Annotated in this window: 18 protein-coding genes and 7 tRNA genes; 4 read left to right on the top strand and 21 right to left on the bottom strand. The window is 68.8% G+C overall.

Going from position 1 to position 26,405, the window contains the following annotated elements; translation table 11 throughout:
- Positions 1–21 precede the first annotated feature (21 nt).
- Positions 22–486, top strand: a complete 465-nt coding sequence (locus tag AKJ08_RS03070) for a PA2169 family four-helix-bundle protein (RefSeq protein ID WP_050724712.1) — start codon at positions 22–24, stop codon at positions 484–486.
- A gap of 60 nt (positions 487–546) precedes the next feature.
- On the opposite strand, the gene AKJ08_RS03065 is transcribed toward AKJ08_RS03070, so the two are convergent.
- From AKJ08_RS03065 to AKJ08_RS03055, 3 genes are read right to left on the bottom strand one after another with little or no spacing between them, the layout of a single operon-like run.
- Positions 547–3,621 carry an FAD-binding and (Fe-S)-binding domain-containing protein gene (locus AKJ08_RS03065; RefSeq protein ID WP_050724711.1) on the bottom strand — a complete coding sequence of 1,025 codons (3,075 nt, stop codon included), beginning with the start codon at positions 3,619–3,621 and terminating at the stop codon, positions 547–549.
- Between the two features lie 40 nt (positions 3,622–3,661).
- A complete protein-coding gene (locus AKJ08_RS03060) occupies positions 3,662–5,446 on the bottom strand; it encodes a thiamine pyrophosphate-requiring protein (RefSeq protein WP_050724710.1) in 1,785 nt (594 codons plus the stop codon).
- Between the two features lie 17 nt (positions 5,447–5,463).
- A complete protein-coding gene (locus AKJ08_RS03055) occupies positions 5,464–6,603 on the bottom strand; it encodes an enolase C-terminal domain-like protein (protein WP_240475422.1) in 1,140 nt (379 codons plus the stop codon).
- 189 nt (positions 6,604–6,792) lie between these two features.
- Between AKJ08_RS03055 and AKJ08_RS03050 the strand changes: the two genes are divergently transcribed.
- Entirely contained in the window at positions 6,793–7,491 is a 699-nt protein-coding gene (locus tag AKJ08_RS03050) for a hypothetical protein (RefSeq protein WP_169788714.1), read from the top strand.
- 178 nt (positions 7,492–7,669) lie between these two features.
- On the opposite strand, the gene AKJ08_RS03045 is transcribed toward AKJ08_RS03050, so the two are convergent.
- Positions 7,670–9,529, bottom strand: coding sequence for a glycoside hydrolase family 15 protein (locus AKJ08_RS03045; RefSeq protein ID WP_205624765.1), 1,860 nt, complete (start codon positions 9,527–9,529; stop codon positions 7,670–7,672).
- A gap of 122 nt (positions 9,530–9,651) precedes the next feature.
- Here AKJ08_RS03045 and AKJ08_RS03040 point away from each other — a divergent pair, with 122 nt between their 5' ends.
- Positions 9,652–11,214 (top strand): OmpA family protein, encoded by a 1,563-nt coding sequence (locus AKJ08_RS03040; protein WP_050724708.1) that lies wholly within the window; start codon positions 9,652–9,654, stop codon positions 11,212–11,214.
- A 177-nt stretch (positions 11,215–11,391) separates the two neighbouring features.
- On the top strand, positions 11,392–12,258 hold the full coding sequence (locus AKJ08_RS03035) for an alpha/beta fold hydrolase (RefSeq protein ID WP_050724707.1): 867 nt from the start codon (positions 11,392–11,394) through the stop codon (positions 12,256–12,258).
- A gap of 37 nt (positions 12,259–12,295) precedes the next feature.
- Here the strand turns inward: AKJ08_RS03035 and AKJ08_RS03030 are convergent, their stop codons facing one another.
- The 17 genes from AKJ08_RS03030 to AKJ08_RS02950 all read right to left on the bottom strand — a co-directional run bounded on the left by AKJ08_RS03030 (position 12,296) and on the right by AKJ08_RS02950 (position 26,404).
- A complete protein-coding gene (locus AKJ08_RS03030) occupies positions 12,296–13,549 on the bottom strand; it encodes a vWA domain-containing protein (RefSeq protein WP_157370438.1) in 1,254 nt (417 codons plus the stop codon).
- Between the two features lie 33 nt (positions 13,550–13,582).
- A complete protein-coding gene (locus AKJ08_RS03025; protein ID WP_169788738.1) occupies positions 13,583–15,739 on the bottom strand; it encodes an FUSC family protein in 2,157 nt (718 codons plus the stop codon).
- A gap of 170 nt (positions 15,740–15,909) precedes the next feature.
- Positions 15,910–15,986 (bottom strand) — tRNA-Asp (locus AKJ08_RS03020).
- A gap of 12 nt (positions 15,987–15,998) precedes the next feature.
- Positions 15,999–16,075: transfer RNA gene (locus tag AKJ08_RS03015), tRNA-Val, on the bottom strand.
- A gap of 95 nt (positions 16,076–16,170) precedes the next feature.
- Positions 16,171–18,615, bottom strand: a complete 2,445-nt coding sequence (lon, locus tag AKJ08_RS03010; protein WP_050724704.1) for an endopeptidase La — start codon at positions 18,613–18,615, stop codon at positions 16,171–16,173.
- A gap of 224 nt (positions 18,616–18,839) precedes the next feature.
- Positions 18,840–20,132 (bottom strand): ATP-dependent Clp protease ATP-binding subunit ClpX, encoded by a 1,293-nt coding sequence (clpX, locus tag AKJ08_RS03005; protein WP_050724703.1) that lies wholly within the window; start codon positions 20,130–20,132, stop codon positions 18,840–18,842.
- Positions 20,133–20,248: 116 nt separating this feature from the next.
- Positions 20,249–20,860, bottom strand: a complete 612-nt coding sequence (gene clpP, locus AKJ08_RS03000) for an ATP-dependent Clp endopeptidase proteolytic subunit ClpP (RefSeq protein WP_050724702.1) — start codon at positions 20,858–20,860, stop codon at positions 20,249–20,251.
- Between the two features lie 27 nt (positions 20,861–20,887).
- Positions 20,888–22,174, bottom strand: a complete 1,287-nt coding sequence (tig, locus tag AKJ08_RS02995) for a trigger factor (RefSeq protein ID WP_050724701.1) — start codon at positions 22,172–22,174, stop codon at positions 20,888–20,890.
- 163 nt (positions 22,175–22,337) lie between these two features.
- Positions 22,338–23,135: a prolipoprotein diacylglyceryl transferase gene (locus AKJ08_RS02990; protein WP_050724700.1), complete on the bottom strand. Its 798-nt coding sequence runs from the start codon at positions 23,133–23,135 to the stop codon at positions 22,338–22,340.
- Between the two features lie 92 nt (positions 23,136–23,227).
- Positions 23,228–23,312, bottom strand: a tRNA-Leu gene (locus AKJ08_RS02985).
- Positions 23,313–23,449: 137 nt separating this feature from the next.
- Positions 23,450–23,525: transfer RNA gene (locus AKJ08_RS02980), tRNA-Lys, on the bottom strand.
- Positions 23,526–23,644: 119 nt separating this feature from the next.
- A tRNA-His gene (locus AKJ08_RS02975) sits at positions 23,645–23,720 on the bottom strand.
- A 27-nt stretch (positions 23,721–23,747) separates the two neighbouring features.
- Positions 23,748–23,824: transfer RNA gene (locus tag AKJ08_RS02970), tRNA-Arg, on the bottom strand.
- 18 nt (positions 23,825–23,842) lie between these two features.
- Positions 23,843–23,919, bottom strand: a tRNA-Pro gene (locus tag AKJ08_RS02965).
- 49 nt (positions 23,920–23,968) lie between these two features.
- A complete protein-coding gene (gene rdgB / locus AKJ08_RS02960; RefSeq protein ID WP_050724699.1) occupies positions 23,969–24,580 on the bottom strand; it encodes an RdgB/HAM1 family non-canonical purine NTP pyrophosphatase in 612 nt (203 codons plus the stop codon).
- A complete protein-coding gene (gene rph, locus AKJ08_RS02955; RefSeq protein ID WP_050724698.1) occupies positions 24,577–25,293 on the bottom strand; it encodes a ribonuclease PH in 717 nt (238 codons plus the stop codon). The genes rdgB and rph overlap by 4 nt, the downstream gene beginning before the upstream one ends.
- Positions 25,294–25,450: 157 nt before the next feature.
- On the bottom strand, positions 25,451–26,404 hold the full coding sequence (locus tag AKJ08_RS02950; protein ID WP_050724697.1) for an N-acetylmuramoyl-L-alanine amidase family protein: 954 nt from the start codon (positions 26,402–26,404) through the stop codon (positions 25,451–25,453).
- Between the last annotated feature and the right edge of the window lies 1 nt (position 26,405).

Here is a 26,405-nt window from a genome sequence, read left to right as displayed (position 1 = left end):
CTCGATTTTCGGAGGACGACCATGGTGATGATGAAGAACAAGATGATCGAGCAGCTCAACGAGCTGATCAAGCTCGACCTGGATGCGATCGGCTCCTACGACGAGGCCATCCAGGAGATCAGCCTCGAGCCCGTCCGGGCGAAGCTCCGGGAGTTCCAGAACGACCATCGGAACCACGTGACCAAGCTCTCGGCGGCGGTCCAGGCGTTGGGAGGGAAGGCGCCAGAGCGCGGCTCCGCGAAGGGCTTCTTCGTGAAACAGCTCACCAACATCCGCGCCAAGACCGGGAACGAAGGTGCAATCCGGGCCATGCAGGCCAACGAGACGCACATGAACTCCGTCTACGCCAAGGCGGCGAAGGAGGACTTCACCCCGGACCTCCGCTCGCTGGTGGAGCACAACTTCCGCGACGAGCAGAAGCATCTCGCATATGTCCAGCAGTGCGTCACCAACCGCGTGTGGGAGGAGGCTGCGGCGCATCCCTGAGCAGCAGCGCAGGGCAACGCGGGGATCAGGCGCGCGGGCTCGAGGGCCCGCGGGAAACGCTCACGCCCTCGCTGCGCCGCGCCACGCGCCGCGGAGCGCGAGGAGCGCGATCCCGCCGACCGCGCCCGCGATCGCGAGGCGGCGGCCGAGGGGCGCACCCAGGGAGGTGCGCTCGTTCTCCGCGATCCGCTCGGGGTAGGCCGCCGCGGTGCCCGACGGTCCGTGCCGCTGGGCGAAGCGGAGCACCTCCGCCAGGTGCAGGCTCCTGCGATCCGTGGCGTCCTCGATCTGCGTGCGGCAGGAGAAGCCGTCGGCGACCACGAACGCACGGCGGTCGAGCTGGCGAATATCCGGCAGGATCACGCGCTCGCCACAGGCCATGGACACGTCGAACTTTCGCCCGGCCTCGTAGCCGAACGCGCCCGCCATCCCGCAGCAGCCTGAGTCGGGCACGCGGTAGCTCATGCCCATCCGCTCCAGGACCGCCCGCTCTCCCTCGAGCTTCTCGAGGGCCTGCTCGTGGCAATGGGGCTGGACGATCGCCTCCATCTTCAGCTCCGGCACCTCGAGCTTCTCGCGCGCAACGAACTGCGAGAAGGTCGAGAACTGCTCGGAGAGGCGCATCGCCTCGTCGTCCTTGGGGAAGAGGTTGCGGAGCTCGTCGCGGAAGACCGAGGCACAGCTCGGCTCGAGGGCGACGATCGGGATCCCCTCTTCCACGTACGGACGGAGCCGATCGATGGTCCGACGCAGCATGCGCTTGGCCGTGTCGAGCATGCCGAAGTCGTAGAGGGGTCTGCCACAGCAGACGAAGCCCCTCGGAACGATGACGTCGTATCCGGCCTCCTCCAGGAACTCGGTGGCCGCCACCTGGCTCTCGGGGTGAAAGGTGTTGTTCCAGGTGTCGGGAAAGAGGACCACCTGCTTCGGGGACGGGACCGCCGCCTTCCTGCGACGAGGTCGGCTTCGCACCCAGCTCGTGAACGAGCGTGGCGCGAGCGTAGGGATCTTCCGCCGCGGATCCACTCCGGCGATCCCGCCGAAGACCGCCCGCAGCGCCCGCTGCTGCGTGAGGGCGTTCACGAGCCACGGCGCCAGCCGCGCGAGCCTCATCCAATACATCGAGAGGCCCATGGCGTAGGCGAGGCGCGGCTTCGGCCTGCCCTCGTAGTAGTGCGAGAGGAACTCGGCCTTGAAGGTGGCAACGTCCACGTGCACCGGGCACTCGCCCTTGCAGCCCTTGCAGGCGAGGCAGAGGTCGAGGGACTCCTTCACGCCCTCGTCGCGCCAGCTCCGCTGCAGCGTCTGGCCCTGCAGCATCTCGAAGAGCAGGTGGGCCCGGCCCCTGGTGGAGTGCATCTCCTCCCTCGTGGCCATGTAGCTCGGGCACATCACCCCGCCCTCGTGGCGCCGGCACAGGCCCACGCCCACGCAGCGGAGCGCGGCCCGCTCGAGCTTCCCTTCGTCCTCCGGGAACTGGAAGTGGGTGGTCGGCAGCCAGCGCGGCGTAACGATCCGCAGATCCTGGTCGACCCGCCGCGGATCCACGATCTTTCCGGGGTTCATCTTTCCTTCCGGATCCCAGATCCCCTTGAACTCGCGAAAGGCCTCCACGAGCTCCTTGCCGAACATCTTCGGGAGGAACTCCGCCCGGGACTGGCCGTCGCCGTGCTCGCCCGAGAGGGAGCCGCCGTAGGAGACCACGAGGTCCGTGGCGTCCTCCATGAAGACGCGATAGCGGGCCCGTCCCTCCTCGGTCTGGAAATCGAAGTCGATGCGGCAGTGGAGACACCCCTGGCCGAAGTGCCCGTAGAGCGCGGCGTCGTAGCCGTGTCGATCGAGGAGCCTGCGAAAGTCGCGGAGGTAGTCGCCGAGCCTCTCGGGAGGCACGGCCGAGTCCTCCCAGCCCTCCCAGGTGTCGGGCATCCCCGGCACCCGCGCGGTGGCGCCGAGGCCCGATTCACGGACCGCCCAGATGTGCGCCTGGTGCACCGGATCGTCGAAGACCTTGGACGAGACCAGCCCCTTCTCGCGCTTGAGGATCTCCCGGACCTCGCGGGCGCGATCCGCGGCCTCCTCGGCGGTCTCGCCGCCGAACTCCGCCACCAGGAGCCCGCCGCCCTCCGGCAGCTCTTCGAGGAAGTCCACGTGGAGCTTCTTGCGGCGAGCCCTCTCGAGGAGGCCGTCGTCCATTCCCTCGAGGGCCAGCGGCTTGAATTTATCAATCTCCGCGACCCGGTCTGCCGCCTCGAAGATGTCCGGATATCCGACCACGAGGAGCGCGCGGTGCGGTGGGCTGTAGACGAGGCGGACCTTGGCCCGGAGGATGGTCGCGCAGGTCCCCTCGCTGCCGACCAGCGCGCGGGCCACGTCGAAGCCGTGCTCGGCCAGGAGCGAGTCGAGGTTGTATCCGGAGACGCGCCGCGGGATGTGCGGATAGCGTCCGCGGATGTCGTCGGCGTACTTGTCCCGGAGGTCGCGGAGCGCCGCGTAGATCTCGCCGCGGCGCCCGCCTGCCTCGATGATCGCGTTGAGCTCCTCGTCGTTCGTCTTGCCCACCCACATCCGGAGTCCGTCGTAGGTGAGGATCTCCATCGACTCGACGTTCTCCGCCATCCTGCCGGCCATCTGCGCATGCATGCCGCAGGAGTCGTTGCCGATCATGCCGCCGATCGAGCAGCGGTCGTGGGTGGAGGGATCGGGGCCGAGAGTGAGCTGGTAGGCCTGGGTGGCCTCCTTGCGGAGGTGGTCGAGGATCGTGCCCGGGAGCACGGTGGCGGTGCGGCCCACCGGATCGATCGCCTCGATCCGGCCCAGGTGCTTGGTCCAGTCGATCACCACGGCGACGTTGCAGCACTGTCCCGCGAGGCTCGTGCCGCCGCCGCGTGAGAGCAGCGGCGCGCCGTGTGCGCGGCAGAGCGCCACCGTCGCGACCACGTCGTCCAGCGTGCGGGGCACGACCACGCCGATCGGCGTGTGGCGGTAGTTGGACGAGTCGGTGGCGTAGAGCGCCCGGCTGGTGTCGTCGAAGCGGACCTCCCCCTCCACCGCCGCGCGCAGGTCGCTCTCCAGCGCAAGCGGGTCCAGGGCGGGGTGCCCTCTCGTCGGTCGCAGGGGAAAAGGGATCGTCTCCATGGGCGTCCTCCGTCGGAGAGGTTGCAGGGAGCGCGGGCCGCTACGCGCCGCGCTTGCCCCCGTACCAGTCGCGGAAGACCTGACCGATCATGTGGCCCATGTTCGGATCGTTCTTCCACACGGCGCTCGCGAACTTCTTCGCCTGGTCGTAGGTGATGTGCGGGGGCAGCGGCGGCACCTCGGGATCCACCACCGCCTCGATGAGCGTGGGCTTGTCTGCGGAGAGCGCCGTCTCCCACGCCCAGGCCACCCGATCCGGCGAGTCCACGCGGATCCCCTGCAGCCCGATGGACTCCGCGTACGAGGCGAAGGGGAAGTCCGGGATCTCCTGGGTGGCGGGGATCTTCGGATTGCCCGCCTCGACCCGGAGCTCCCACGTGACCTGATTCAGGTCCCGGTTGTTGAGGACCAGGACCACGAAGGTCGGCGTCTTCCAGCGGTGCCAGTACTTCGCCACCGTCAGGAGCTCGTTCATCCCGTTCATCTGCATCGCGCCGTCGCCCACCAACGCGATCACGGGCTTGCCCGAGTGCTCCATCTTCGCCGCGATGGCGTAGGGGACGCCGGGCCCCATGGTGGCGAGGTTGCCCGAGAGCGAGGCCATCATCCCCGGGCGCATGTCCAGGTGCCGCGCGAACCAGTTCGCCGACGAGCCGGAGTCGCTGGTGATGATCGCCCCGCTCGGCAGGCGCGGCGAGAGCTCGTGGAAGACGAGCTGCGGGTTGAGCGGCTTGGCCGGCTCCTTCGCCCGCCCGGCCAGGGTCGCCCGCCACTCGGCCATCGACTTGACGAGGCCGTCCCTCCACGAGCGATCGGTCTTCTTCTCCAGGTAGGGCTTCAGCAGACGCAGGGTCTCGCGGGCGTCGCCGCAGAGCGCGATCTCCATCGGATAGCGGATGGCCAGCATCCTCCCGTCGATATCGATCTGGATCCCGCGGGCCTGGCCCTCCTCGGGCAGGAACTCCGGGTAAGGGAAGCTGGTACCCACCATCAGCAGGGTGTCGCAGCCCTTCATCATGTCCCAGCTCGGCTTGGTGCCGAGGAGCCCGATGGCACCCGTGACACCAGGCGCGTCGTCGGGCACTACCGCCTTTCCGAGGAGCGCCTTGGCGATGCCCGCGCCGAGCAGGTCCGCCACGGCGAGCACCTCCTCCGTGGCGCCCTTCGCACCAGCGCCCACGAGCATCGCGACCTTCTTGCCCGCGTTCAGGATGTCGGCGGCACGGCGGAGATCCTGCTCCATCGGGACCACCACCGGCACCGAGAAGCTCGAGCTCGAGTGGACCGTCGAGTGCATGTGCGGCGGCACCGGCTCCGCCGGCAGCTCCTGCAGGTCGTTCGGGAGGATCACGCAGGTCACCGTGCGCTGGGCCTTGGCGATCCGGAAGGCGCGGTCGATGAGGTGGCGCACCTGGGTCGGCGTCGTCGCCATGTGCACGTACTCTCCCGCCACGTCCTTGAAGAGGCTGACGAGGTCCACCTCCTGCTGGTAGTGGCCGCCCATCGCGGCGCGGGCGGTCTGGCCCACGATCGCCACCACGGGCTGGTGATCCAGCTTGGCGTCGTAGAGACCGTTGAGCAGGTGGATGGCGCCGGGGCCGGAGGTCGCGATGCAGACACCCACCTCGCCCGTGAACTTGGCGTGTCCGCAGGCCATGAATGCGGCCATCTCCTCGTGCCGCACCTGCACGAAGTCGACCGTGTCCCTCGCCTTCGCGAGCGCGATCAACATCCCGTTGATGCCGTCGCCCGGGTAGCCATAGATGCGCTTGACCCCCCACTCCGCGATGCGTCCCACGATGAAGTCCGCGGTGGTCTGTGCCATCTCCTCACCTCTCTCCTTCACTCGATCCGATATTTCTCAAGCTCGCCGCGCCTCGGCGAGAGCCCGAGGCCCGGCGCCCGATCGTCCGGACGCAGCTCCCCTCCCGACGGCTTGAGGGCGCCGTCGAAGACGAGGTGCTCGATGCGAACGTGATCATGGAAGTACTCGAGGGGCTCGATCGCACAGGTGACGGCGCAGCAGGCGTGCGCGTGGATGGACGGCGCGCAGTGCGAGGAGAGCGGCACCTGGAACGCCTCGCAGAGCGCGCCGGCCCGCAGGAAGCCCGTGATTCCGCCGCAGCGGGTCGCGTCGGCCTGGAGCACGTCTACCGCGTGATCCTCCAGGAGGCGTAGGGAGTCGATCGGCCTGGACGAGTACTCGCCGGCGACGATCCGCACGCCCGCTGGCGCGTGGTCGCGAACGAAGCGCAGCCCGTGGCGATCCTCCGACGACACCGGCTCCTCGAACCACGAGACGCTGCTCTCGGCGAGGTCCCCGGCGAGCTCAACCGCCTCGCGGGGATGGAGGGCGCCGTTGGCGTCCACGTAGAGCTCGACGTCGTCGCCGATCTCGCGCCTGGTGGTGCGAATCCGGTGCGGGTCGGCCCCGGGATCCCGGCCGATCTTCATCTTCACCGCCGCCATGCCCTCGTTCACCCAGCCGCCGAGCTGCTCCACGAGCCGCTGCTCCGAGTACGAGGTGAAGCCGCCGCTCCCGTAGATCGGCACGGAGCTCCGTGCCTTTCCCAGGAGGGTCGCGAGGGGAAGGGAGAGGAGCCTCGCCTCGAGATCCCAGAGGGCGACGTCAACGGCCGAGATCGCGTGGGCCGTGACGCCGTGCTGGCCCATGTTTCGCACCGAGTCGAAGAGCCGGTAACCGATCCGAGACGGCTCCATCGCCGACTGGCCCAGGACGAGCGGCGCGAGGAAGCTGCGGATCAGGCCTGCGGCCACCTGGCTCGTGTAGGAATAGCCGAGCCCGCGGCGCCCTCCGCCCTCCACCTCCACCAGCACGAGGGTCGTCGAATCCCACGCGAGGGTCCCGTCCGACTCCGGCTGGTCGGTGGGGATCCGGTACGCGGAGACCTCCAGGCGATCGATCGTCGGATCCCCTCTGCGTTTGCTCGCGTCCGGCTCGCGAGGCTCTCCCGCAGTCAAGTGCCGCGCCTCCCTTTCCGTGACGCTCGTTCGGGTACCAGCAGACGCTGGGCACGAAAAACAGCCATCGCAAGCGCCGGGACGATTCCAGTCACCTGCAACCGAGGGGGTGGTTCCCTTGCGACCGCCCGTGCCGATGGCGACGATCCGCCAGAGCCCGCGTGAGCACGGGGCCGGAGGGGAGACGAAATGAAAACGAGCACCTTGGTCGTGGCAGCCGCGCTCACCGCTCTCGGGTCGGGCTCGGCATGCAGCCATGGCGGCACCACCGCGTCGGCCGGCACCATCAACGAGCAGTGGCTGGCCCGCGTACCCGAGGGGGAGCTGCAGGGGGTCGAGGAGGCCCGGGCGGGCGAGCGGAAGGCCCGGGACGAGCTCGTCCGGGCGAGGTCGGAGCAGACCGACGCCCAGAACATGCTCAAGGTGACGAAGGCCCATCAGGAGAAGGCCAAGGCCGGCGTCGCCGCCGCCGAATCCAAGGCGAAGGCTGCGCAGAAGTCCGGCAACGCCGCGCTCCTGCAGCAGTCCCGGGACAACGTGGACCGCGCGAACGAGATGAAGAGCGTGTCGGACTCGCGGGTCGAGCTCGCGCAGGCCAAGGTCGAAGAGGCCAACGCCCACGAGAAGCTCGCCTCGGCCCACGTCGACACGGAGCACTCGAAGACCGAGCTCGCCGAGTACGATGCGCTCGTGGCAAATGGAGACACCCGGGTGAAGAACATGCACCGGGCGAACTTCCAGGCGACCGAGGCCCAGAAGCGGAGCGACGAGCTCGCGCTCAAGGCCGAGTATTCGAAGTCCCAGGAGCGGGTCGCCGAGGCGCAGAAGAAGTACGACGAGGCGCGCTCGACCCTCCAGGCCTCCCAGCCGACGCCGCCGGCGGGTTGAGAGGAGCCTGTTGCGGTAACGGCCGTAGCGAGGCGAAGGAGACGGGGAGCGAGGGCGGCGCGCGCACCGATGAGCGACGAGGCGTAGCCGTAGCTACGCCGCAGGAGCGAAGAGGGAGCACGTCGTCCGCAGCCCCTGGATCGTTCGCCGCAGTAGGCAGCGTTACCGCAATAGGCTCCTATGTCCAGTCGGGCACCACCATCGGCCGCCCTTCCCGCTGGGCCTTCTCCAACGAGGAGATGGCCCACGCGGCGTTGATCAGGCCGATGTGGCTGAACGCCTGCGGGAAGTTGCCCAAGAGCTCTTCCGTCTCCGGGTCGACCTCTTCCGCCAGGAGGCCGAGGTCGTTCACGTAGCCCGCCGCCAGCTCGAAGACCTCTCGGGCCCGATCGAGCTGGCCGGCGAGGGCCCAGGCCTGGGCCAGCCAGAAGGTGCAGAGGAGGAAGGTGCCCTCGTCGCCAGGCAGCCCATCCTCCGCCCGGTACCGATAGACGAGACCCCGGCGGTCGACGAGGTGCGTGGCGATCGCCTCGATGGTCGAGCGCATCCGAGGATCGGACGCGGGGAGCAGGCCCACGCTCGGGATCCGCAGCGTCGACGCGTCGAGGGCGTCGGAGCCGAAGGATTGCGTGAACGCGCCGGCCTTTTCCGACCACCCCTCCTCGAGGATTGCCGCGCCGATCTCCTCGCGCACCCGCTCCCAGCGCGGCACCTGGTCCTCGGCGCCGATCGCCTCGGCCATGGCGACGCCCCGGTCGAGGGCGGACCAGCACATCAGCTTCGAGTAGAGGAAGTGTCGCGGCTCGCCTCGCAGCTCCCAGATGCCGTTGTCCCGCTCCTTCCAGCGCGAGGCGGCGGCGTCCACGGCGCGAACCAGGAACTGCCGATTCAGCGGGTTCAGGACGTCGTGCTGGTCGCGCAGGATCCAGGCGGCGCCGAGGATCTCGCCGTACACGTCCAGTTGCAGCTGGTTCCACGCAGCATTTCCGACCCGGACCGGACGGCTCCCCCGCCAACCCGAGAGCCGCGGGACCTCCCGCTCCGAGAGGTCGTGCTCGCCTCCGACGCCGTACATGATCTGCATCTGCGCGCCGTCGCCGATCTGCGAGAGCGCCGAGCCCGCCAGGAACTCGAAATATCGATGGGCTTCCGTCGGGCACGCGGCCACCCAGAGCGCCTGCAGCGTGAGGCTGGCGTCGCGAATCCAGGAGTAGCGGTAGTCCCAATTGCGGACGCCGCCCACGCGCTCCGGGAGCGAGGTCGTGGCGGCCGCGATCACCGCGCCGGTCGGTCGGAATGTGAGGCCCTCGAGGATCTGCCCGCTCCGGTCCACGAGATCCTTCCACGGCCCCTGGTACGCCTGGTGTTGCCTGGCCCAGTCGAGCCAGCTCTCGACCGCCTCGTCGAAGAGGCCGTCGATCTCCTCCTGATCGAGCGGGCCGGGAGCCGCCTCCCAGCTCGAGGCCCACTGGAGGGCGAACGACGTCCGCTCGCCGCGCTTCAGCACGAACCGCCCGGTGGCGACCGAGCGATCGACCTCGCAGGGCACGTCCGACGAGAGGAAAAAGAGCTCGGAGCCGCCCGTGCCCACGATCCCGCCTGGCGCCTTGCGAAGGAGCGGAGTGACCAGGCCGAACTCCGGCCGCGGACAGAAGCTCGCGGCGATCGGCACCTCCCCGTCCTCGCAGCGCAGCCGCCGCAGGATCGCCCGGGGCGCGTCGGTGCGAAGCGTGTGATGGTCGGACTTCAGGTCGATCGCCATCACGTCCTCGAGGACGAGGACGCCCTTCGACGTACGGAAGGTCGTCTCGAGCACGAGCGCACCTTTCCAGTACTTCCGCGAGCTGGAGGCTTCGCCCTCCGGCCGGATCGACCAATGCCCCGCATCGCCGTCCAGCAAGCGGCCGAAGAGCGAGGGCGAGTCGAAGCGCGGGACGCAGAGCCAGTCGATCGAGCCGCCGCGGCTCACCAGGGCGGCCGAGCGGCAGTCCGAGATCATGCCGTAGTCCGAGATCGCGAGGTCGCTCACCCTCCTCATGGTTGAGATCCCTCGCGGCGGCCGCGAGTCCAGAGAGATCTCCTTTCTCAAAATTTTGACAACCCGGCCGTCCCACTCCTAGTCTGTCGGGAACTCGACCAGCCAGGCGGAAGGGGTCTCGTTTGCTCGACGCATGCGCCGGGAAATCGCGGGGAAGCAACCATCGGCGAGGCGCCTCTGCTGCGGCGCTCGCGCTTTGCCTGACGGCGGCCCTTCCCTCGCACGCAGGGGCGGCGGGCGATCCCTTCGCCCGCGGCATCGACCCCATCGGCGCCAAGCTCGGCGCCACGATGGACGGCTTCCTCACCGTGGAGGGCGGCCGCACCGCTCCCGCCGGCTCCTTCCAGCTCCAGCTCGCCGCCGATTTCGCCTCGGGCCTCCTGGCCCTGCGCCAGGGCGACGAGAAGGTCGGCGATCTCATCGAGCGCCGCCTCGACCTCCACCTCCTTGGGAGCTGGGCGGTCGCGGACTGGGCCGAGCTCGGGATCGACCTCCCCGTCACCGCCTGGCAGTCCAACGGCTTCGACCTCCTCGAGGAGAAGACTGGCTTCCCCGACCAGCGTCCGGGCGGCTCCGGCGCCGGCGACGTGCGCCTCCTCGGAAAGATCCGCCTCCTCTCGGAGGAGCGGGCGCCGGTCGGCGTGGCGGTGGTGGCGGAGGCGCGACTCCCGACGGGCGACCGCAAGAGCTTCCTCGGCGAGAACGGCTTCTTCCTCTCGCCCCGCGCCGTGATCGAGCGCAGCTTCGGCGACTCGTTCCGCCTAGGCTTCGAGGGCGGCTACCGCTACCGGCAGGACGCGGGCCAGTACATGAACCTCTACGTGGGCGACGAGCTCACCTTCGCGCTCGCGGGCTCCTATCGCCTCCCCGACGCCTGGAGCGACTTAACCGCCTACGCCGAGCTCCTCACCGCCACGCCCTCCCGCGCGCCCTTCACGAGCGCGAGCGCCGACGCCCTGAAGACGCCCATCGAGGCCCTCCTCGGCATGAAGGCCGAGCTCGGCAACGGCTTCCACGCCCTCGCGGGCGGCGGCACCGGCATCGCCGGCGAGTCCGGCTTCGGCCGGGAGTCGTTCCGGCTCTTCGCCTCCATCGGCTACCGCTCCATCGCCGCTCCGCGCATCGACCGGGAGATCGACAGCGACGGCGACGGGATCCCGGACCACCTGGATCGCTGCCCCAACGAGCCCGGCCCAGCCGAGCTCGACGGCTGCCCGGACACCGACGGTGACGGCATCCCCGACATCGAGGACAAGTGCCCGACCGTCCCCGGCCTCGCGATCCACGACGGCTGCCCTGCCGAGTACCCGCTCGCCACCTTCGAGAACGGGAAGATCGAGCTGAAGGCCGAGATCAACTTCGATACCGGACGGGCCGACATCAAGAAGGATTCCTTCGAGGTGCTCGACGTGGTCGCCTCGCTGCTCCGCGACCATCCCGAGATCAAGAAGGTGCGGATCGACGGGCACACCGACAGCCAGGGCAGCGCCCAGCTCAACCACGGCCTCAGCCGCCGCCGCGCCGCCTCCGTCGTCGACTATCTCGTCGGCAAGGGCATCACCCGCGAGCGCGTCAGCTCGGCAGGCTACGGCCCCGATCGGCCGATCGCGAGCAACTCCACGCCGCTCGGGCGCGCCAAGAACCGACGTGTGGAGTTCACGATCGTCGACTCCGACGCGAAGTGACCCAGGCTGGAGCGATGCTCCCGACGACGGCGAGATCCCATCGTCGTTAGCAGGGAGCCCGGCAGGAGCGGATACCGCCGTCGTCAGCAGGCGCCGGGCAGGCGCCGGCTACGCCTCCGAGCGACAGGCGCCTCACGTCGTACGGCGCGCAACGGCCCCGGGCGATAGACTCCCCCCATGATTCGCTGCGACGAGAGCCGCGTCGAGGCCAACGGCCTCGCCCACCACGTGATCACCTGGGAGCCCGAGGGAGCCTCTCCGGAAGCGACCGTCCTCTGCGGCCACGGCTTCCTCGACGTGGGCTACAGCTTCCGCCAGGTCGCCGAGCGCCTCGCCGCCAACGGCCACCGCGTCGTCGCCTTCGACTGGCGTGGCCACGGCGAGACCCAGTGGGTCGGCGCCGGCGGCTACTACCACTTCCTGGACTACGTTTCGGACCTCGCCGACCTCGTGGAGATCCTGGCGGCGGGCAGGCTCCACCTCGTGGGCCACAGCATGGGCGGCACCGCCGCCGCCCTCTTCGCGGGCAGCTTCCCCGAGCGCGTCGAGAAGCTCGTCCTCCTCGAGGGCCTCGGCCCCGAGGAAGCGTCTCCTGCGCCCGGTCCCGAGCGCGCGGCGAAGTGGGTCGAGGCGGTGCGCAAGATCCGTGCGAAGCCGCAGCGGATGATGTCGACGCTGGAGGAGGCCCTCACCCGGATGCGCGTGCAGAACCCCGAGCTCTCCGACGAGCTGGGCCTCGAGCTCGCCCGCCACTCCACCCGCGCCGTCGCCGGCGGCTACGTATGGAGCTTCGACCCCATCCACCGCACCCGAGGCCCCTACCCCTTCCGCACCGAGACCTTCCTCGAGTACCTGCGGGCGATCCGGGCTCCGACGCTCCTCGTCGACGGCGAGACGGGGCACCGCGCGCGCGACCACCAGCGCCGCAGGGACGCGCTCCCCCACGCGAAGCTCGTCGAGCTCCCACGCGTGGGCCACATGATGCATTGGTTCGCCCCCGACGCCGTCGCCGGGGCGATCCACGGCTTCCTCACGGAGCCCTGACAAGGTCGAGGCCTGAAGGCCCGACCTCCGGTTCCCATCAACCCGCGCAGATCAGCCGGAGCTCGATCTGATCGCCGTGCTGGAGGCGGCACGCTCCCTCGAGGGTGACCCGGGCGCGGCTCGTGGCCGTGGCGGGCTCGTAGGAGAAGCCGTCGCCCACCCGGCACCGCTGTGTCTCACCGGAAGTGCGACGAACGTCGACCTGGAGCAAGCGCCCGTCGAGCGGTGCCTGCGGGAGCTCGAGCACGTGGGGTGCGCTCACCATCCCGGCGATCTGCCGGAGCGCCGTCCCGTAGCTCTCGTTGCAGATCGAGTCGACGTAGCCGCTCTCGCCCATCAGGCGCACGGCCTCGCGGTAGCGGACGGCGACGCCCTCGGGCTCGTCCGGCGAGCCCGCCATGCAGCGCTCGGGATCGTGCGGGGCCTCGAGGGCCACCGAGCCGATCACCGCGAGGAAGGTCTCCCGCTTGCGGCCCTTGCCCGTGCCGTCGTCCAGCCCACGGAGGAAGTCCACGTAGCGCTCGACCGGCTCCAGGCGCGCGCGCCCCTCCGCCGTGTCGCAGGCGTTGGGCATGCAGATCCGATGATCGCCGTCGGCCAGACAGTATGCGCCCTCTTCACACTGGGCGTCGGAGCTGCAAACCAGGTCGGGCGGGCACGGCGGCCTGAGCACCAGGGCCTTCCCCGTGGGATCCGAGCAATCGTCCTCGTCGGAGACGATCACCACCAGCAGGCGCGAGCCCGGGCGCAGGATGCCCGCGTTGCCGCCCGGCCCGGTCGCGGAGACGAGGGGCTCCGAGAGCGCCAGCCGCATCGCCTCGAGGCCCATCTCCTGCCCCGATCCCTTGGTGCCCTGGGCGATCAGCCCTCGGAAGTTCTCGACAAAGTCGGGGTCGTTCCAGGCGAGGACCCGCGGGCCCTCGATGGCGGCGCCGCGCTCGTCCTTCGCCGGCTGCAGCCTGCCGCTCTCCTTCTCGTAGCGGTAGAGGTAGGGCGCCTGCTCGGGATCGCAGAGGGCGGCGTGCATCGTCACGCCGGTGGTGACGACGCCGACCTGGAAGTCGTTCGCTACCGGCCCCTCGACGAGCGCCGAGACGAAGCTCTCGAGCTCCGCCATCACCCTCGCCTGCTTCGATGCCATCGAGCCCGAGTTGTCGATCACGAAGAGGATGTCGGTGGAGACGCCCGGCGGCAGCTCCAGCCCGCTCTTGCACGAGTCGATCACGCCATCGGGGGTACCGCCGCAGGCGGCCAGGAGCGCCGACGCCACAAGAGCTGCAAATAGTCTCATGCTGCCGAGCGTACGAGGCCTGGGCACGCGACGTCAAGAAGTCGACCGCTCCCCAGCGCTCAGACGCCCGACCGCGCCGTGAAGTACCGCGAGCTGGCGCTCGATCCGCTGCTCCAGCGAGGCCAGGAGCGGATCCTCGAGCCGGGGCCACGCCTCGGGTGCCGGCAGCCGCGCCGGAGTACGGGAGCGCTCGATCGACACGGCCAGGTCGTCGAGGACTCCGTGGGCGAGGGCACGCACGGGCCTGAGCGGCTCGATCGAGACCTGCTCCGAGCGCGCCGTGGATACGGAGGTGACCGTCGCCTCGAAGCGCCGGGCGTAGGTGACGAGGGAGAGGAGCGCCTCCGTTCGCCTGTCGTCCTCCCGGTGCTTGGCGAGGAGGCGCTGGAACGACGCCTCCGCGCTGACGAACGCGATGCCGACGCGGCGGCGCGATTCTCGAACCTCGGACCGCACTTCCTGCCGCACCTCGGGGGGCCGCGCCGCGCTGTCGAGGACCGCGCCGAGGTGATCGTCGACCGCGCGCACCGCCGCCGCCACCTGCCGCGGGACCTCCTCCACCTCGGACCTCGGCCAGAGGAGCCACGTGCTCGCGAGGGCGAGGCCCGCGCCGAGCGCCGCGTTGCCCATCCGGATCCCGGCCAGGTGCCAGTCGGTCGCTCCCGGCTCCGAGAGGATCAGGAAGGCCGGCGTCAGGAACGCCAGGTAGAAGCCGAAGTTCATCGGCAGGAGGGAGACCGCGACCCAGGCCAGGGCGAAGACCAGGATGGTGATGCCCACCGGCCCGTGGACCAGGGCCGCGAGCAGCGCGGCGAGCACGGCCCCGATCAGCGTCCCGCCCGTGCGCTGGAGGCCTTGCTGGAAGGTCTCGGCCGAGTAGGGCCGCAGGGTCGCGAGGGCGGCGATCACGATCCACTGGCCCTTCTCGATTCCGAGGACCAGCGGGACGAGGATCGCGACGGCGCCGGTGAGGCCCACGCGAAGGGAATGGCGCAGGATCACCGAGTCCGTCGAGAGGTGGTCTCGGAGGGGGCGGAGCAGCGAGGTCCGGCGGGGCGGCCGGATCGCCGGCTCCATCGAGGTCTCTCCGGTCGTCGCGGCGGCCACGGCCGCGCGCTGGTAGCCGCCGAGGCGATCGAAGAGGTCCGCGAGGCGGTGCGCGAAGACCCTCCCCTCCGGCGACGAGATCGAGTCCGCCCGCTTCCGGATCGAGCCTCCGTCGAAGGGCGCAGGCCCCGTCGACGGAGAGGGCTCATCCTTCTTTCTCGCCCCTCGCCGGAACGGATGCGAGAGCAGCGCCTCCTCTTTGAGGATGGCCGACCGGATCGCCCTCGACTGGGCCGCCGAGGCCCTGAGCAACTTCGACGCCTCCCCGCCGAGCTCCGCTGCCTCGGGATGGACGGCGAGGAGCTCACGCCAATCCGCCATGGCTTCGTGGATCGCCGAGCATCGGAAGGCGCCTTCGAGCAGCACGACCAGCCTCTCACCGCGCGCGCTCTCGCCGACCAGCCCACGGCGCGCGGTGACCAGGGTGGACGTCGCCTCCTCTAGGGCCTGGCGGACCTCCTGCTCGTGGTGGCGGAGGTGTTCGGCGAGCACGCGATCGCCCCGGCGCTCGATCGCCAACCCCGCCAGATCCTCGTCGGCCTCGGAGAGCGCCATCCAGCACTTCGCAACCGCCTGGCGGGCGGGCCGATAGGGACGCAGCGGCCAGAACGCGACCGCCAGCGCGGTCGCCCAGGCGGCGCCCGCCAGGCAGAAGCCCCCGCGGACCACCGACGCGGCGAGGCTCGCCGCCGGCGTGAAGACCGAGACCGCGAAGGCGATGGTGGCCATGCGGGCGATCATCCCCGCCTTGGGCCCCCAGGCCCACGCCATGCCGCCGGCCAGGCCCCAGACCAACATGCCCGGAACCGCCGCCCAGCCGAAGCGGCCCAGGGTCGAGGCGACCATCGCCGAGAGGCCGCAGCAGGCGCCCAGGGCGAGCATCGTCGTCGCCCGCGAGCGGTAGGAGCCTCCCCGATCCGCGACCGAGGCGAGCAGCCCGACGAAGGCCATGATGCCGAAGACCAGGGCGTAGGTGATCCTCCCCGCGATCGCCGGCACGACCGTGGCGATCGCCGCCCGGAGCCCCGCCATCACCGCCGGCCGGGCAGGCGCCACCTCGATCGCCGAGCGCAGGTGCCCCACGAGGTTTTGCGTCCACCGCATACCCCAAGTTGGGGCGCGGCCCTCGGCGGAGCAGCCGCCAGCGATCGTTCCGCCGGCGCCCTGGAGGGCGATGCGGCTACCGGTCTGCTACGACAGGGGCCGGAAACAAAAAAAGGCCCCGAACTCCTTGCGGAATTCGGGGCCCAGAGTGGCGGGGTGTACGGGACTCGAACCCGTGGCCTCCGGCGTGACAGGCCGGCGTTATAACCGACTTAACTAACACCCCACATGATACTTCTGGTGGGCGCAGCAGGCTTCGAACCTGCGACCCTCGCCGTGTAAAGACGATGCTCTGACCAGCTGAGCTATGCGCCCGACGAAGTTGAGCGGTTTCTACCCGAGGACCCTGAGGTGGTCAACGGGAAAATGCCTCCCACTCGTCACTTTTCGAGTGGGAGGCGAATAGCCGATCAGACCACGCTGCTGGGGATGCTCGCGGGCACCTGCTCGGCAGGGACCAGCGCCCCGCCGTCTTCCTGCGGCAGCGGACGGAAGAACTCGTCAGGGTTCTCGAGGACCAGGGCGTGGCGCAGCACCTGGTCCATGTGCTCCACCGGCACGATCTCGAGGTGGTTGCGGACCACCGCGGGGATCTCCTTCACGTCCTTCTCGTTCTCGGAGGGGATCAGGATCTTCTTGATGCCGCCGCGGTAGGCGGCCATCGCCTTCTCCTTGAGCCCGCCGATGGGCAGCACCCGTCCACGGAGCGTGATCTCGCCGGTCATGGCGATGTCGCGCCGCACCGGCACCCTGGTGCAGGCCGAGATCAGCGCGGTGGCCATGGTGATGCCGGCGGAGGGGCCGTCCTTGGGCATGGCGCCCTCGGGCACGTGGATGTGCAGGTCGGTCGTCTCGAAGTACTTCCGGTCGATGCCGAAGACCGGCGCCCGCGAGCGCACGTAGCTCATGGCCGCCTGGGCCGACTCCTGCATCACCTCACCGAGCTTGCCGGTGATGATGAGCTTGCCCTTGCCCGGCATGCTGGTGACCTCGGTGACGAGCATCTCGCCGCCCACCTCGGTCCAGGCCAGGCCCGTGACGAGGCCGATCTGGTCGTGGGCCTCGGCGGCGCCGTACTTGAAGCGCGGCACGCCCAGGTACTTCGGCACGTTCTTCGAGGTGACGAGGAACTTCTTCTCCTTGCCGACCTTGAGCACCCGGCGGGCGATCTTCCGGCTGATCGCGTTCAGCTCCTGCTCGAGCTTCCGGACACCGGCCTCCCGCGTGTAGCGGTGGATCACCATGAGCAGCGCCTTCTTGGTGAAGCGCACGTCCACCTCGGCGAGACCGTTCTGCTCCTTGGTCTTCGGCACGAGGTAGCGCTCGGCGATCGAGAGCTTCTCACGGTCGGTGTAGCCCGCGAGCCGGATGACCTCCATGCGATCCATCAGCGGCCCCGGGATCCCGTAGAGGGTGTTCGCGGTGCAGATGAACATGATCTTCGAGAGGTCGTAATCGAGATCCAGGTAGTGGTCGTTGAACGTGGCGTTCTGCTCGGGATCGAGGACCTCGAGGAGCGCCGCGGACGGATCCCCCCGGAAGTCGGTCGACATCTTGTCGATCTCGTCCAGGAGGAAGACCGGATTGCCCGAGCCCGCCTTCTTCAGCGACTGGATCAGCTTGCCGGGCATCGCGCCGATGTAGGTGCGGCGGTGGCCGCGGATCTCGGCCTCGTCGCGCACGCCGCCCAGGGAGAGGCGCACGAACTTGCGCCCCGTCGAGCGGGCGATCGACTTGGCGAGCGAGGTCTTGCCCACGCCGGGAGGACCGACGAGGCAGAGCACCGGGCCGCGGATCTTGCCCACGAGGGACTGGACCGCGAGGTACTCGAGGATCCGCTCCTTGGGCTTCTTCAGGCCGTAGTGATCGTCGTCGAGGACGCGCTTGGCGTCTCCGATGTCGAGCTTGTCCTTGGTCACGTCGCTCCAGGGCAGCGAGAGCACCCAGTCGACGTAGTTGCGGACCACCGTGGCCTCGGCGCTCATCGGGCTCATCATCTTGAGCTTTTTGAGCTCCCGCTTGACCTTGATGGTCGCCTCCTTGGACATCTTCTTGTTCTTGACCTTCTCCTCGAGCTCCTGGACCTCGTTCTTGAATTCGTCCCGCTCCCCGAGCTCCTTCTGAATGGCCTGCATCTGCTCATTCAGGTAGTACTCCTTCTGCGTCTTCTCCATCTGCTTCTTGACGCGGGTGCGGATCTTCTTCTCGACCTGCAGGATCTCGATCTCGCCCTGCATGAGCTCGTAGAGCTTCTCGAGCCGGCGCGCGGGGGAGTCCGTCTCCAGGAGCTGCTGCTTGTCGTTCAGCTTCAGGGAGAGGTGAGCGACGATCGTGTCGGAGAGGCGGCCCGGATCCTCGATCGAGGCCACGGACGCCAGCATCTCCGGCGGGATGCGCTTGTTGAGCTTCACGTAGGATTCGAAGGTCGATTGGACGCTGCGGACCAGCGCCTCAATCTCGACGCCGCTGTCGGCGCGCTCTTCGATCTCCTCCGCCTCGACGAGGAAAAACGTCTCCGAAGACGCGAAGCGCTTGATCCGCGCCCGGCGCTTGCCCTCTACGAGCACCTTCACGGTGCCGTCGGGAAGGCGCAGGAGCTGGACGATCGTGCCCAGCGTGCCGACCTCGAAGATATCCTCGGCTGCCGGCTCGTTGGTCTTGGCCTTCTTCTGGGCTGCGAGGAGCAGCTCCTTGTCGTGGGCCATCGCCTCTTCGAGCGCGTTGATCGACTTCTCGCGGCCGACGAAGAGCGGAACGACCATGTGCGGGAAGACGATGATGTCTCGCAGGGGAAGCAGCGGCACCATCCGCGACTTCGCCTGCCCACCCTTCTTTTCGTCCTTACCGAAGAACATGTGCTCTGGAACCTCATGGCCGCGATTCGCGCGGCCGTCGTCTGTCATGCTGCCCCGGCGCCCTCACCGGCTCCGACGCATCGCGGAGAGAAGAACACTTCACGCCCCCCTCCCCTTTCCCGACCTCTGAAAGGAGCGGCCGGCGCCCCGCGTGCCGAGTTCAGGCAACGGAGCGTCGGCCGGGAAGGAGAGGGATCGCAAGGGCGCCCTCCGCTGGTTCTCCTCTAAGCCGATTCCGCCTTCTGCTGCTCGAAGATGACGAGGGGCTTCTCCTTGTTGACGATCGACTCCTCGCTGATGACCACCTCCCGCGCAGTCTTCTTCGAAGGGATCTCGTACATCACGTCGAGCATGGCACTCTCGACGACGGAGCGCAGCCCTCGGGCGCCTGCCTTGTTCCGCAGCGCCTCGCGGGCGATGGCCCGGAGTGCGCCCTCGGTGAACTCCAGGTTCACTCCGTCCATCTCGAGGAGCTTGCGGTATTGCTTCACGAGCGCGTTCTTGGGCTCGGTGAGGATCTGGACCAGCGCCGCCTCGTCGAGGTCCTCGAGGGTCGCCACAACGGGGAGACGGCCGATGAACTCGGGGATCAGCCCGAACTTCAGCAGATCCTCGGGCTCGCACTCGCGGAAGAGCTCGGTCTGGTTCTTCTCCTGCTTGCTCTTGATCTTGGCGCCGAAGCCCATCTGCTTGCCGCCGATCCGCCGCTCGATGATCTGATCGAGGCCGTGGAACGCGCCGCCGCAGATGAAGAGGATGTTCGAGGTGTCGATCTGCAGGAATTCCTGCTGGGGGTGCTTGCGCCCTCCCTTGGGCGGCACGTTGGCGATGCTCCCCTCGATCAGCTTGAGCAGCGCCTGCTGCACGCCCTCGCCCGACACGTCGCGGGTGATCGACGGGTTCTCGCTCTTGCGGGCGATCTTGTCGATCTCGTCGATGTAGACGATGCCCTTCTGCGCCCGCTCGATGTCGTGGTCGGCGGCCTGCAGGAGGTTGACGATGATGTTCTCGACGTCTTCGCCGACGTATCCCGCCTCGGTGAGCGTCGTGGCGTCGGCGATCGTGAAGGGGACGTTCAGCAGGCGAGCGAGGGTCTGGGCCAGCAGCGTCTTGCCCGAGCCCGTAGGGCCGAGCAGGAGGATGTTCGACTTCTGGAGCTCGACATCGTCGGAGCCGGTGGACGCAGCCTTCTGCTCGATCCGCTTGTAGTGGTTGTGGACCGCGACAGAGAGGATCTTCTTCGCCCGATCCTGGCCGATCACGTACTCGTCGAGGACGGCCTTGATCTCGCTGGGCCGCGGGATCCGGATCTTCTTGTCCTTCCGCTCCTCGTGCTCGATCTCTTCGGCGATGATGTCGTTGCAGAGGCCGATGCACTCGTCGCAGATGTAGACCGTCGGGCCCGCGATGAGCTTCTTGACCTCCTTCTGCGACTTCCCGCAGAAGGAGCAGCAGAGCGTGTGGTTTTCCCGCCTGTCCAAGACTCTCTCCCGGCCGCCGGAGGAGATCCCCGGCATACTACCGATGAAGGGTAACAACCGGGGGGAGGCCAGTCCATCCGAAGTCGGCGCCACGCGTAAATGCGCGGCGCCGGACGATTTCCCCCCTGTAACGCGACTGCTAGGACGCCTGGCTACTTGGCGGGCGCCTGGGCCTTCACCTTGTGGACGAAGACGTCGTCGATGAGGCCGTACTCCTTCGCCTCCACCGGGCCCATGAAGTAGTCGCGATCGGTGTCCCGCTCGATCCGCTCGATCGGCTGGCCCGTGTGGTGGACCAGGATCTCGTTGAGCTTCTGCTTCATCCGCAGAATCTCCTTGGCGTGGATCTCGATGTCCGTGGCCTGGCCGGAGAAGCCGCCGGCGGGCTGGTGGATCATGATCCGCGAGTGCGGGAGCGCGAAGCGCTTGCCCTTCGCACCTGCGGAGAGGAGCAGGGCGCCCATCGAGGCGGCCTGCCCCATGCAGATCGTCGAGACCTGCGGCTTCACGTACTGCATGGTGTCGTAGATCGCCATGCCCGCCGTGACGGAGCCGCCCGGGGAGTTGATGTAGAAGTTGATGTCCTTGTCCGGGTCCTCCGACTCGAGGAAGAGAAGCTGGGCGATGATCACGTTCGCGACGTCGTCGTCCACGGGGGTCCCCAGGAAGACGATCCGGTCCTTCAACAGGCGCGAATAGATGTCGTAGGAGCGCTCCCCCCTGTGGGTCTGCTCGACGACGAACGGCATCGGAATGTAGGCCATGTTCTTCTCCTCCTCGTCGTCGAAAGACTAACCCGAAACCTTCGACTCGCGCTCGATGAGCGCAACGGTCTTGTCCTCAAGGAGCTTCTGCTTCAGGCCGCTCCGCTCGGCGGCGCTCCCGGCGAAGTGCGCACGCACCTTCGCGACCGGGATGTCGAGCTCCTCGGACATGCGGGTGTACTCGGCCTCGAGCTCGTCGTCGCCGACGGTGAGGGACTCCTGCTTGCCCACCGCCTCGATGAGGAGCGCGGACTTCACCCTCGTGGTGGCCTCCTCGCGGAGATCCTCCCGGAGCTTGCGCACGTCGAGCTGGAGCTTGCGGATGTCGACGCCCTGGCGCTGCAGGCGCTCGGCCGTCCCCTGGATCATCTGGTCGATCGCCCGATCGACCATCCCCTTCGGGACCTCGATGGGGTTCTTCGCCACGAGCGCCTTGAGCAGCGCCTCGCGATCGACACGCTCCGCCCGGGCCTTCTCCGACTTCTCGAAGCCTTCGCGGATCTTGGCCTTGAGCTCGGCCAGGGTCTTGGCCTCGCCGCCGAGGTCCTTGGCCAGCTCGTCGTCGAGGGCGGGGACCTCCCGCTTCTTGAGCGACTTGAGCGTGATCGCGAACTTCGCGGCGGTACCGCGGACGGACTCGACCGGGTAATCGGGCGGGAACTCGACCGTGGTCTCCGCCGTCTCACCGACGGCGACGCCGGCGATCTCCGGCGCGCAGCCCTCGAGGAGGGTGCCGGCGTCGACCTTGACGGTGATGTCCTGGCCCTTGCCGCCCTCGATCTCCTTGCCGTCGTGGGTGCCCAGGTAGTCGATCACGGCGTAGTCGCCGGTGGTGGCGGTGGTGCGATCCTCGACCGGCACGAACTGGGCGAGCTGCTCGCGGATCCGCTCGAGCTCGTCGTCCACCATGGCCTCGGTAACCTCGGCCTTCGCCTTGGCGATCTCCAGGCCCTTGTAGTCCTTGGCCGTGACCTCGGGCTTCACCTCGACCCGGGCCTCGTAGTGGAAGTCCTTGCCCGGCTCGAGGCGGTCGGAGGAGACGACGGGGCTGGCGACCGGGAAGAGGTCGTGCTGGTCGACGGCCTCGCGGAAGGTCGTGTCGATCAGCTTCCGAGCGACGTCCTGCTCGACCTCGTCCTTGTACCGCGTCTCGAGGATCCGCCGGGGCACCTTGCCCGCGCGAAAGCCGGGGATCTTCACCTGGCGGGAAAGGCCCTTGTAGGCGCGCTCGATCTCGGTGGCGACACGGTCGGCCTCGACCTGGACCGAGACCTTGATCTCGATCGGAGAGAGCGACTCGACATTGACCTTCATGGACTTCCTCGTTGCGCTAGCGGGGACAAAAGAACCCCGCGAGATAGACGCCCGCCCCCCGGGAAGTCAAGGAAGTCCAGCTCGGAGCGAGTGAAGGAATCAGCCCCCCAAGAGCGGGTCCGATTCCTTCAGGCGCGCTGCCGCTCCTCTTTTTTCGGCTCCGCTATGCCGCGTGCCGGACGGGGGTCCCCGGGGCCTGCGCCGCCGGGAGGTTGCGAGAGCGGACCAGGAGCCAGGTCCCGATGCCCATCAGCAGGAAGGTGACGTACTGCGCCGGGGTGAGGCCGAAGATCCGGCCGTCCACGAAGGGCAGGTCGCTCGCCCGCAGGAAGTCGAGGAAGAAGCGCGGGACCCCGTAGCCGATGGCGAGCACGCCCATGAGCATGCCCTGGGGCCGGGGCTTGCGAGCCAGGAGATAGAGCACGCCGGCCAGGGTGCCCAGGAGGATCGCCTCGTAGAGCCCCAGGTCGTGGCGGGCCCCTTCCGGGAAGGCCACCGCCAGCGGGAAGCTCGTCAGGACGCCGGGATGGTCGTGGGCCGCGAAGCAGCCCAGGCGCGCGATCGCCCAGCCGGGCGCGAGGCCCAGCGCGAACGCGTTGAGGTTGGGCAGGATCTTCCATCCCCTCACCTTGAACAGGACGAGGAGCGTGATCATCGCGCCGACGAGGCCGCCCATGGACGACTGCCCCTCCCACACGCGGAGGAGCACGCCCAAGCCGTCCTGCCGGAGGATTTCGGGGTGGTAGCCCAGGACGTGCATCAGGTGGCCGCCGAGCACGCCGCCGACCACCAGCCAAACCGACGATTCGACGAGCGCGCGATCGTCCCTGGGCTCGTAGACCCGCGCCGCCCGGGCAGCGAGCCTCGCGCCCACGTAGATCCCGAGGGCGGAGAGGGCCCCGAAGGCGTGGAGCTCGAGGGGACCGACGTGGAGGGGCGGAATCTGGAAGTACGGGATCATCGGCCTGCCAACCAGAGCCCTCCGGACCGAATTCCACCAGGCCGGCAGGCTGGCGGAGGTCGGGATCCGTGGGCCGGAGAGGGGCGTTCGCGTGGTGGGCAGGGAGGGAATCGAACCCTCACGCTTTGCAGCACTGGATCCTAAGTCCAGCGCGTCTACCAGTTCCGCCACCTGCCCAGGTGCGAACGACGCTTGCGCGAGTGGAATAGTCCGACACCCGGGTCCGGGTCAAAGGAAGACGATGCCCGGGAGCGGAAATCGGCCTGAAAACCAAAAGCCCCCCAGGTGGCTACCTGGAGGGCTCTTGGTTTTGGTGGTGAGAGCGGAAGGAATCGAACCTTCAACCTATGGATTAAGAGTCCATTGCTCTGCCAATTGAGCTACGCTCCCGCAACTGCTGGCTTTTTTCTGCCCGCCGCCGTTGTTGGCGAGCGGCTTTCTAGTGGAACCGGCCGAGTCTGTCAAACGACTTTTTCGACCAATTTTCCGACCCGGTGCTGCTCAAAAAGTGGGGTGAGAGATGGGGCTCGAACCCACAACCCCCGGAGTCACAGTCCAGTGCTCTGCCAATTGAGCTACTCTCACCACAAACCGACACGAACCACGTACATCTGGCGCGCCAGGAAGGAATCGAACCCTCGACCTACGGCTTAGAAGGCCGCCGCTCTATCCAACTGAGCTACTGGCGCTCGAGCTTCCCTTGCAACTGGTCGGGGCGAGAGGATTCGAACCTCCGACTCCCTGCGCCCAAGGCAGGTGCGCTACCAGGCTGCGCTACGCCCCGCGAAATCGGCGCTGGTTTAGCCCATGACGCGCGGCATGGCAAGCGCGGATCACACTTCTTTCGACAATTCCAGGATGCTGGGTCGAAGCGCCCGCATCGCCCGGCCTCGATGGCTCCGCGCCTGCTTCTCTGCGGCGGGGAGCTCCGCGGCCGTCTTGCCCAGCGACGGCAGGAGGAAGAGGGGATCGTAGCCGAACCCGCCCTGCCCTCTCTGCGAGAACGCGATCTGCCCGTCCCATCGTCCCGTCGCCGTCCGGACGCTCCCGTCGGGGAGCGCGAGGCAGACGGCGCAGAAGTAGTGGGCGGATCTGCGCGCCGGCGGCAGCCCGGCCAGCGCGCGCAGGAGCTTGGCGTTGTTCCGGGCGTCCCGATCCGGGACGGGCGCCTCGCCCGAGTACCGGGCGCTGAAGATCCCCGGCGCGCCGTCGAGGGCGTCCACGCAGAGGCCGGAGTCGTCGGCGATGGCCGGGAGGCCGCTCGCGGCGGCGAAGGCGAGCGCCTTCTTGCAGGCGTTGCCCTCGAAGGTGTCGGCGTCCTCCACCACCTCGGGGAGCGGACGATCGAGATCGCGCGGCGAGACGATCTCCACCGCCATGCCCTCCACGAGGTCGCGGAGCTCACGCAGCTTCTTCTCGTTCGTCGAGGCGACCAGGATCTTCACGGCGCCAGCGCCTTGCGCTGCTCTTCGGCGAGGCGCTCGACGCCGAGGAGTCCCAGGTCCACGAGCTCGTCGAGCATCGCCCGCGGGAAGGCCCGCTTCTCCGCGGTGCCCTGCACCTCGATGAGCGCGCCCTCCGAGGTGGCGACGATGTTCATGTCCACCTCGGCGCCCGAGTCCTCCTCGTAGTCCAGGTCGAGGCAGGCCTTGCCGTCCACCACGCCGACCGAGACCGCGGCGACCTGGGCGACGAACGGGTCCTTCTTGATCCGCCCCGACGCCCGCAGCTTGCGGATCGCGAGGGCGAGGGCCACGTAGGCGCCGGTGATCGACGCGGTCCGGGTACCGCCGTCGGCCTGGATCACGTCGCAGTCGATGGCGATGGTGAGGGGCCCCAGCCGGTCGAGCTCCACGCAAGCGCGAAGCCCCCTGCCGATGAGCCGCTGGATCTCGAGGGTCCGGCCCTGCTGCCGTCCGCGCGCCGCCTCGCGGGCGCTGCGGGTGTGGGTCGCGCGGGGGAGCATCCCGTACTCGGCGGTCACCCAGCCGGTGCCCTTGCCGATGAGGTGCGGCGGGACCTTCTCGTCGACCGAAGCGGTGACGATCACCCTCGTGTCACCGAAGGCCACGAGGGCGGAGCCCTCCGGATGCCGCAGGTAGTTGGGGATGATCTCGATCGCCCGGAGCTGGTCCGGAGCTCTGCCGCTCTTGCGCATGGGGGATACTCCTCGCGCGGCACCCTAACCAATCGCGCTCTCAGAGCGTATGAAGAAATCGGTCCCGCTGCAGCGGGCCCGCTCTCTTCAGCTCGCGCTTCGCGCGAGGGCGCTCCTTTTCCTTTGCTCGCCTCCGGCTTGCGTCTGGAAACGAGGATCAGGGCCCCTCGTCCCCCGCCACGACAGGGGGCGCCTCGTAACGGGACCCGCCCTTCCCCGCCGCGTCGTGGGGCGTGGACTTCTCCACCACCTCGAGCTGGAAGGCGTCGATCCCGTCGGCGAGCGCCCTCGCGACCCGAAGCCGCTCGGCGTTCGTCTCCAACCTCGCCGCCTCGCCGGGATGGGAGATGTAGCCCACCTCCACCAGGACGGCCGGCATCTCGGCGCCCTGGAGGACGGTGAACGGAGCCTGCCGCACCCCGCGATCCCTCGCCCCGATCCCGGCGAGGAGGTGAGAGTGGGTCAGGTAGGCGAGGCGCGCGGAGCTTGCGTGGGCCTCCGTCCGGGCCAGGTCCGCGAGGATCGCCCCGAGGGGTCCGGCGTCGATCCCGGCCGCCTCCGGCGAGTCGTCGCTGTTCTCCGCGTGGGCGAGGGCGAGCGCGCGATCGTCGGTGGCGTCGGCGGAGAGGAAGTAGGTCTCGACGCCGGAGACGCGGGCGCGATCGGCCCCCTCCGGAAGCGAGTTCAAATGGATGCTCACGAAGAGATCCGCACCGCGCTCGTTCGCAACGCGGATCCGGGGGCCGAGGGCGAGTGGCAGGTCGCGCTCCCGGGTGAGGATCGCCTCGTGGCCACGGCTCGCGAGCTCCTTGCGCAGCTCGAGGGCGATGGCCAGGGCGACGTCCTTCTCCTTGAGGCGGTTCGGGCCGATCGCGCCGTCCTTGTCGCCGCCATGGCCCGGATCGATCACCACGCGGAGCCCGCGCCGGGCGGGCTTCGCATTTCCGGCGTCCGCAGGAGAACGAGTCGCGGAAGGATGGGCTCCGACCTCCGCTGGAGCCGACACGGGCGCAGCGTTCGACAGCGCCGCCGGATGCGCTGTCGTCGCGACGGCCGTCGCGCCCATCGAGAGGACGACGAGGAGGAGGACGGCGGCAGCCCGGAAAGGCATC

Origin of the sequence: Vulgatibacter incomptus (genome assembly GCF_001263175.1) — a bacterium.
GTDB classification, from domain to species: Bacteria; Myxococcota; Myxococcia; order Myxococcales; family Vulgatibacteraceae; genus Vulgatibacter; species Vulgatibacter incomptus.
The sequence above is the reverse complement of the archived record's forward strand: the minus strand, read 5'-3'. Positions and strand labels throughout refer to the sequence as shown.

Bases quoted from the DNA above. Each gene is read 5' to 3' on its own strand.
- AKJ08_RS02950 (WP_050724697.1), bottom strand. From the start codon at position 26,404: ATGCCTTTCCGGGCTGCCGCCGTCCTCCTCCTCGTCGTCCTCTCGATG.
- AKJ08_RS03045 (WP_205624765.1), bottom strand. From the start codon at position 9,529: ATGAGGAGGGTGAGCGACCTCGCGATCTCGGACTACGGCATGATCTCG.
- AKJ08_RS03070 (WP_050724712.1), top strand. From the start codon at position 22: ATGGTGATGATGAAGAACAAGATGATCGAGCAGCTCAACGAGCTGATC.
- clpP (WP_050724702.1), bottom strand. From the start codon at position 20,860: ATGGCCTACATTCCGATGCCGTTCGTCGTCGAGCAGACCCACAGGGGG.
- lon (WP_050724704.1), bottom strand. From the start codon at position 18,615: ATGTTCTTCGGTAAGGACGAAAAGAAGGGTGGGCAGGCGAAGTCGCGG.
- clpX (WP_050724703.1), bottom strand. From the start codon at position 20,132: ATGCCGGGGATCTCCTCCGGCGGCCGGGAGAGAGTCTTGGACAGGCGG.
- rph (WP_050724698.1), bottom strand. From the start codon at position 25,293: ATGCGCAAGAGCGGCAGAGCTCCGGACCAGCTCCGGGCGATCGAGATC.
- AKJ08_RS03035 (WP_050724707.1), top strand. From the start codon at position 11,392: ATGATTCGCTGCGACGAGAGCCGCGTCGAGGCCAACGGCCTCGCCCAC.
- AKJ08_RS03060 (WP_050724710.1), bottom strand. From the start codon at position 5,446: ATGGCACAGACCACCGCGGACTTCATCGTGGGACGCATCGCGGAGTGG.
- AKJ08_RS03065 (WP_050724711.1), bottom strand. From the start codon at position 3,621: ATGGAGACGATCCCTTTTCCCCTGCGACCGACGAGAGGGCACCCCGCC.
- AKJ08_RS03050 (WP_169788714.1), top strand. From the start codon at position 6,793: ATGAAAACGAGCACCTTGGTCGTGGCAGCCGCGCTCACCGCTCTCGGG.
- tig (WP_050724701.1), bottom strand. From the start codon at position 22,174: ATGAAGGTCAATGTCGAGTCGCTCTCTCCGATCGAGATCAAGGTCTCG.
- AKJ08_RS02990 (WP_050724700.1), bottom strand. From the start codon at position 23,135: ATGATCCCGTACTTCCAGATTCCGCCCCTCCACGTCGGTCCCCTCGAG.
- AKJ08_RS03030 (WP_157370438.1), bottom strand. From the start codon at position 13,549: ATGAGACTATTTGCAGCTCTTGTGGCGTCGGCGCTCCTGGCCGCCTGC.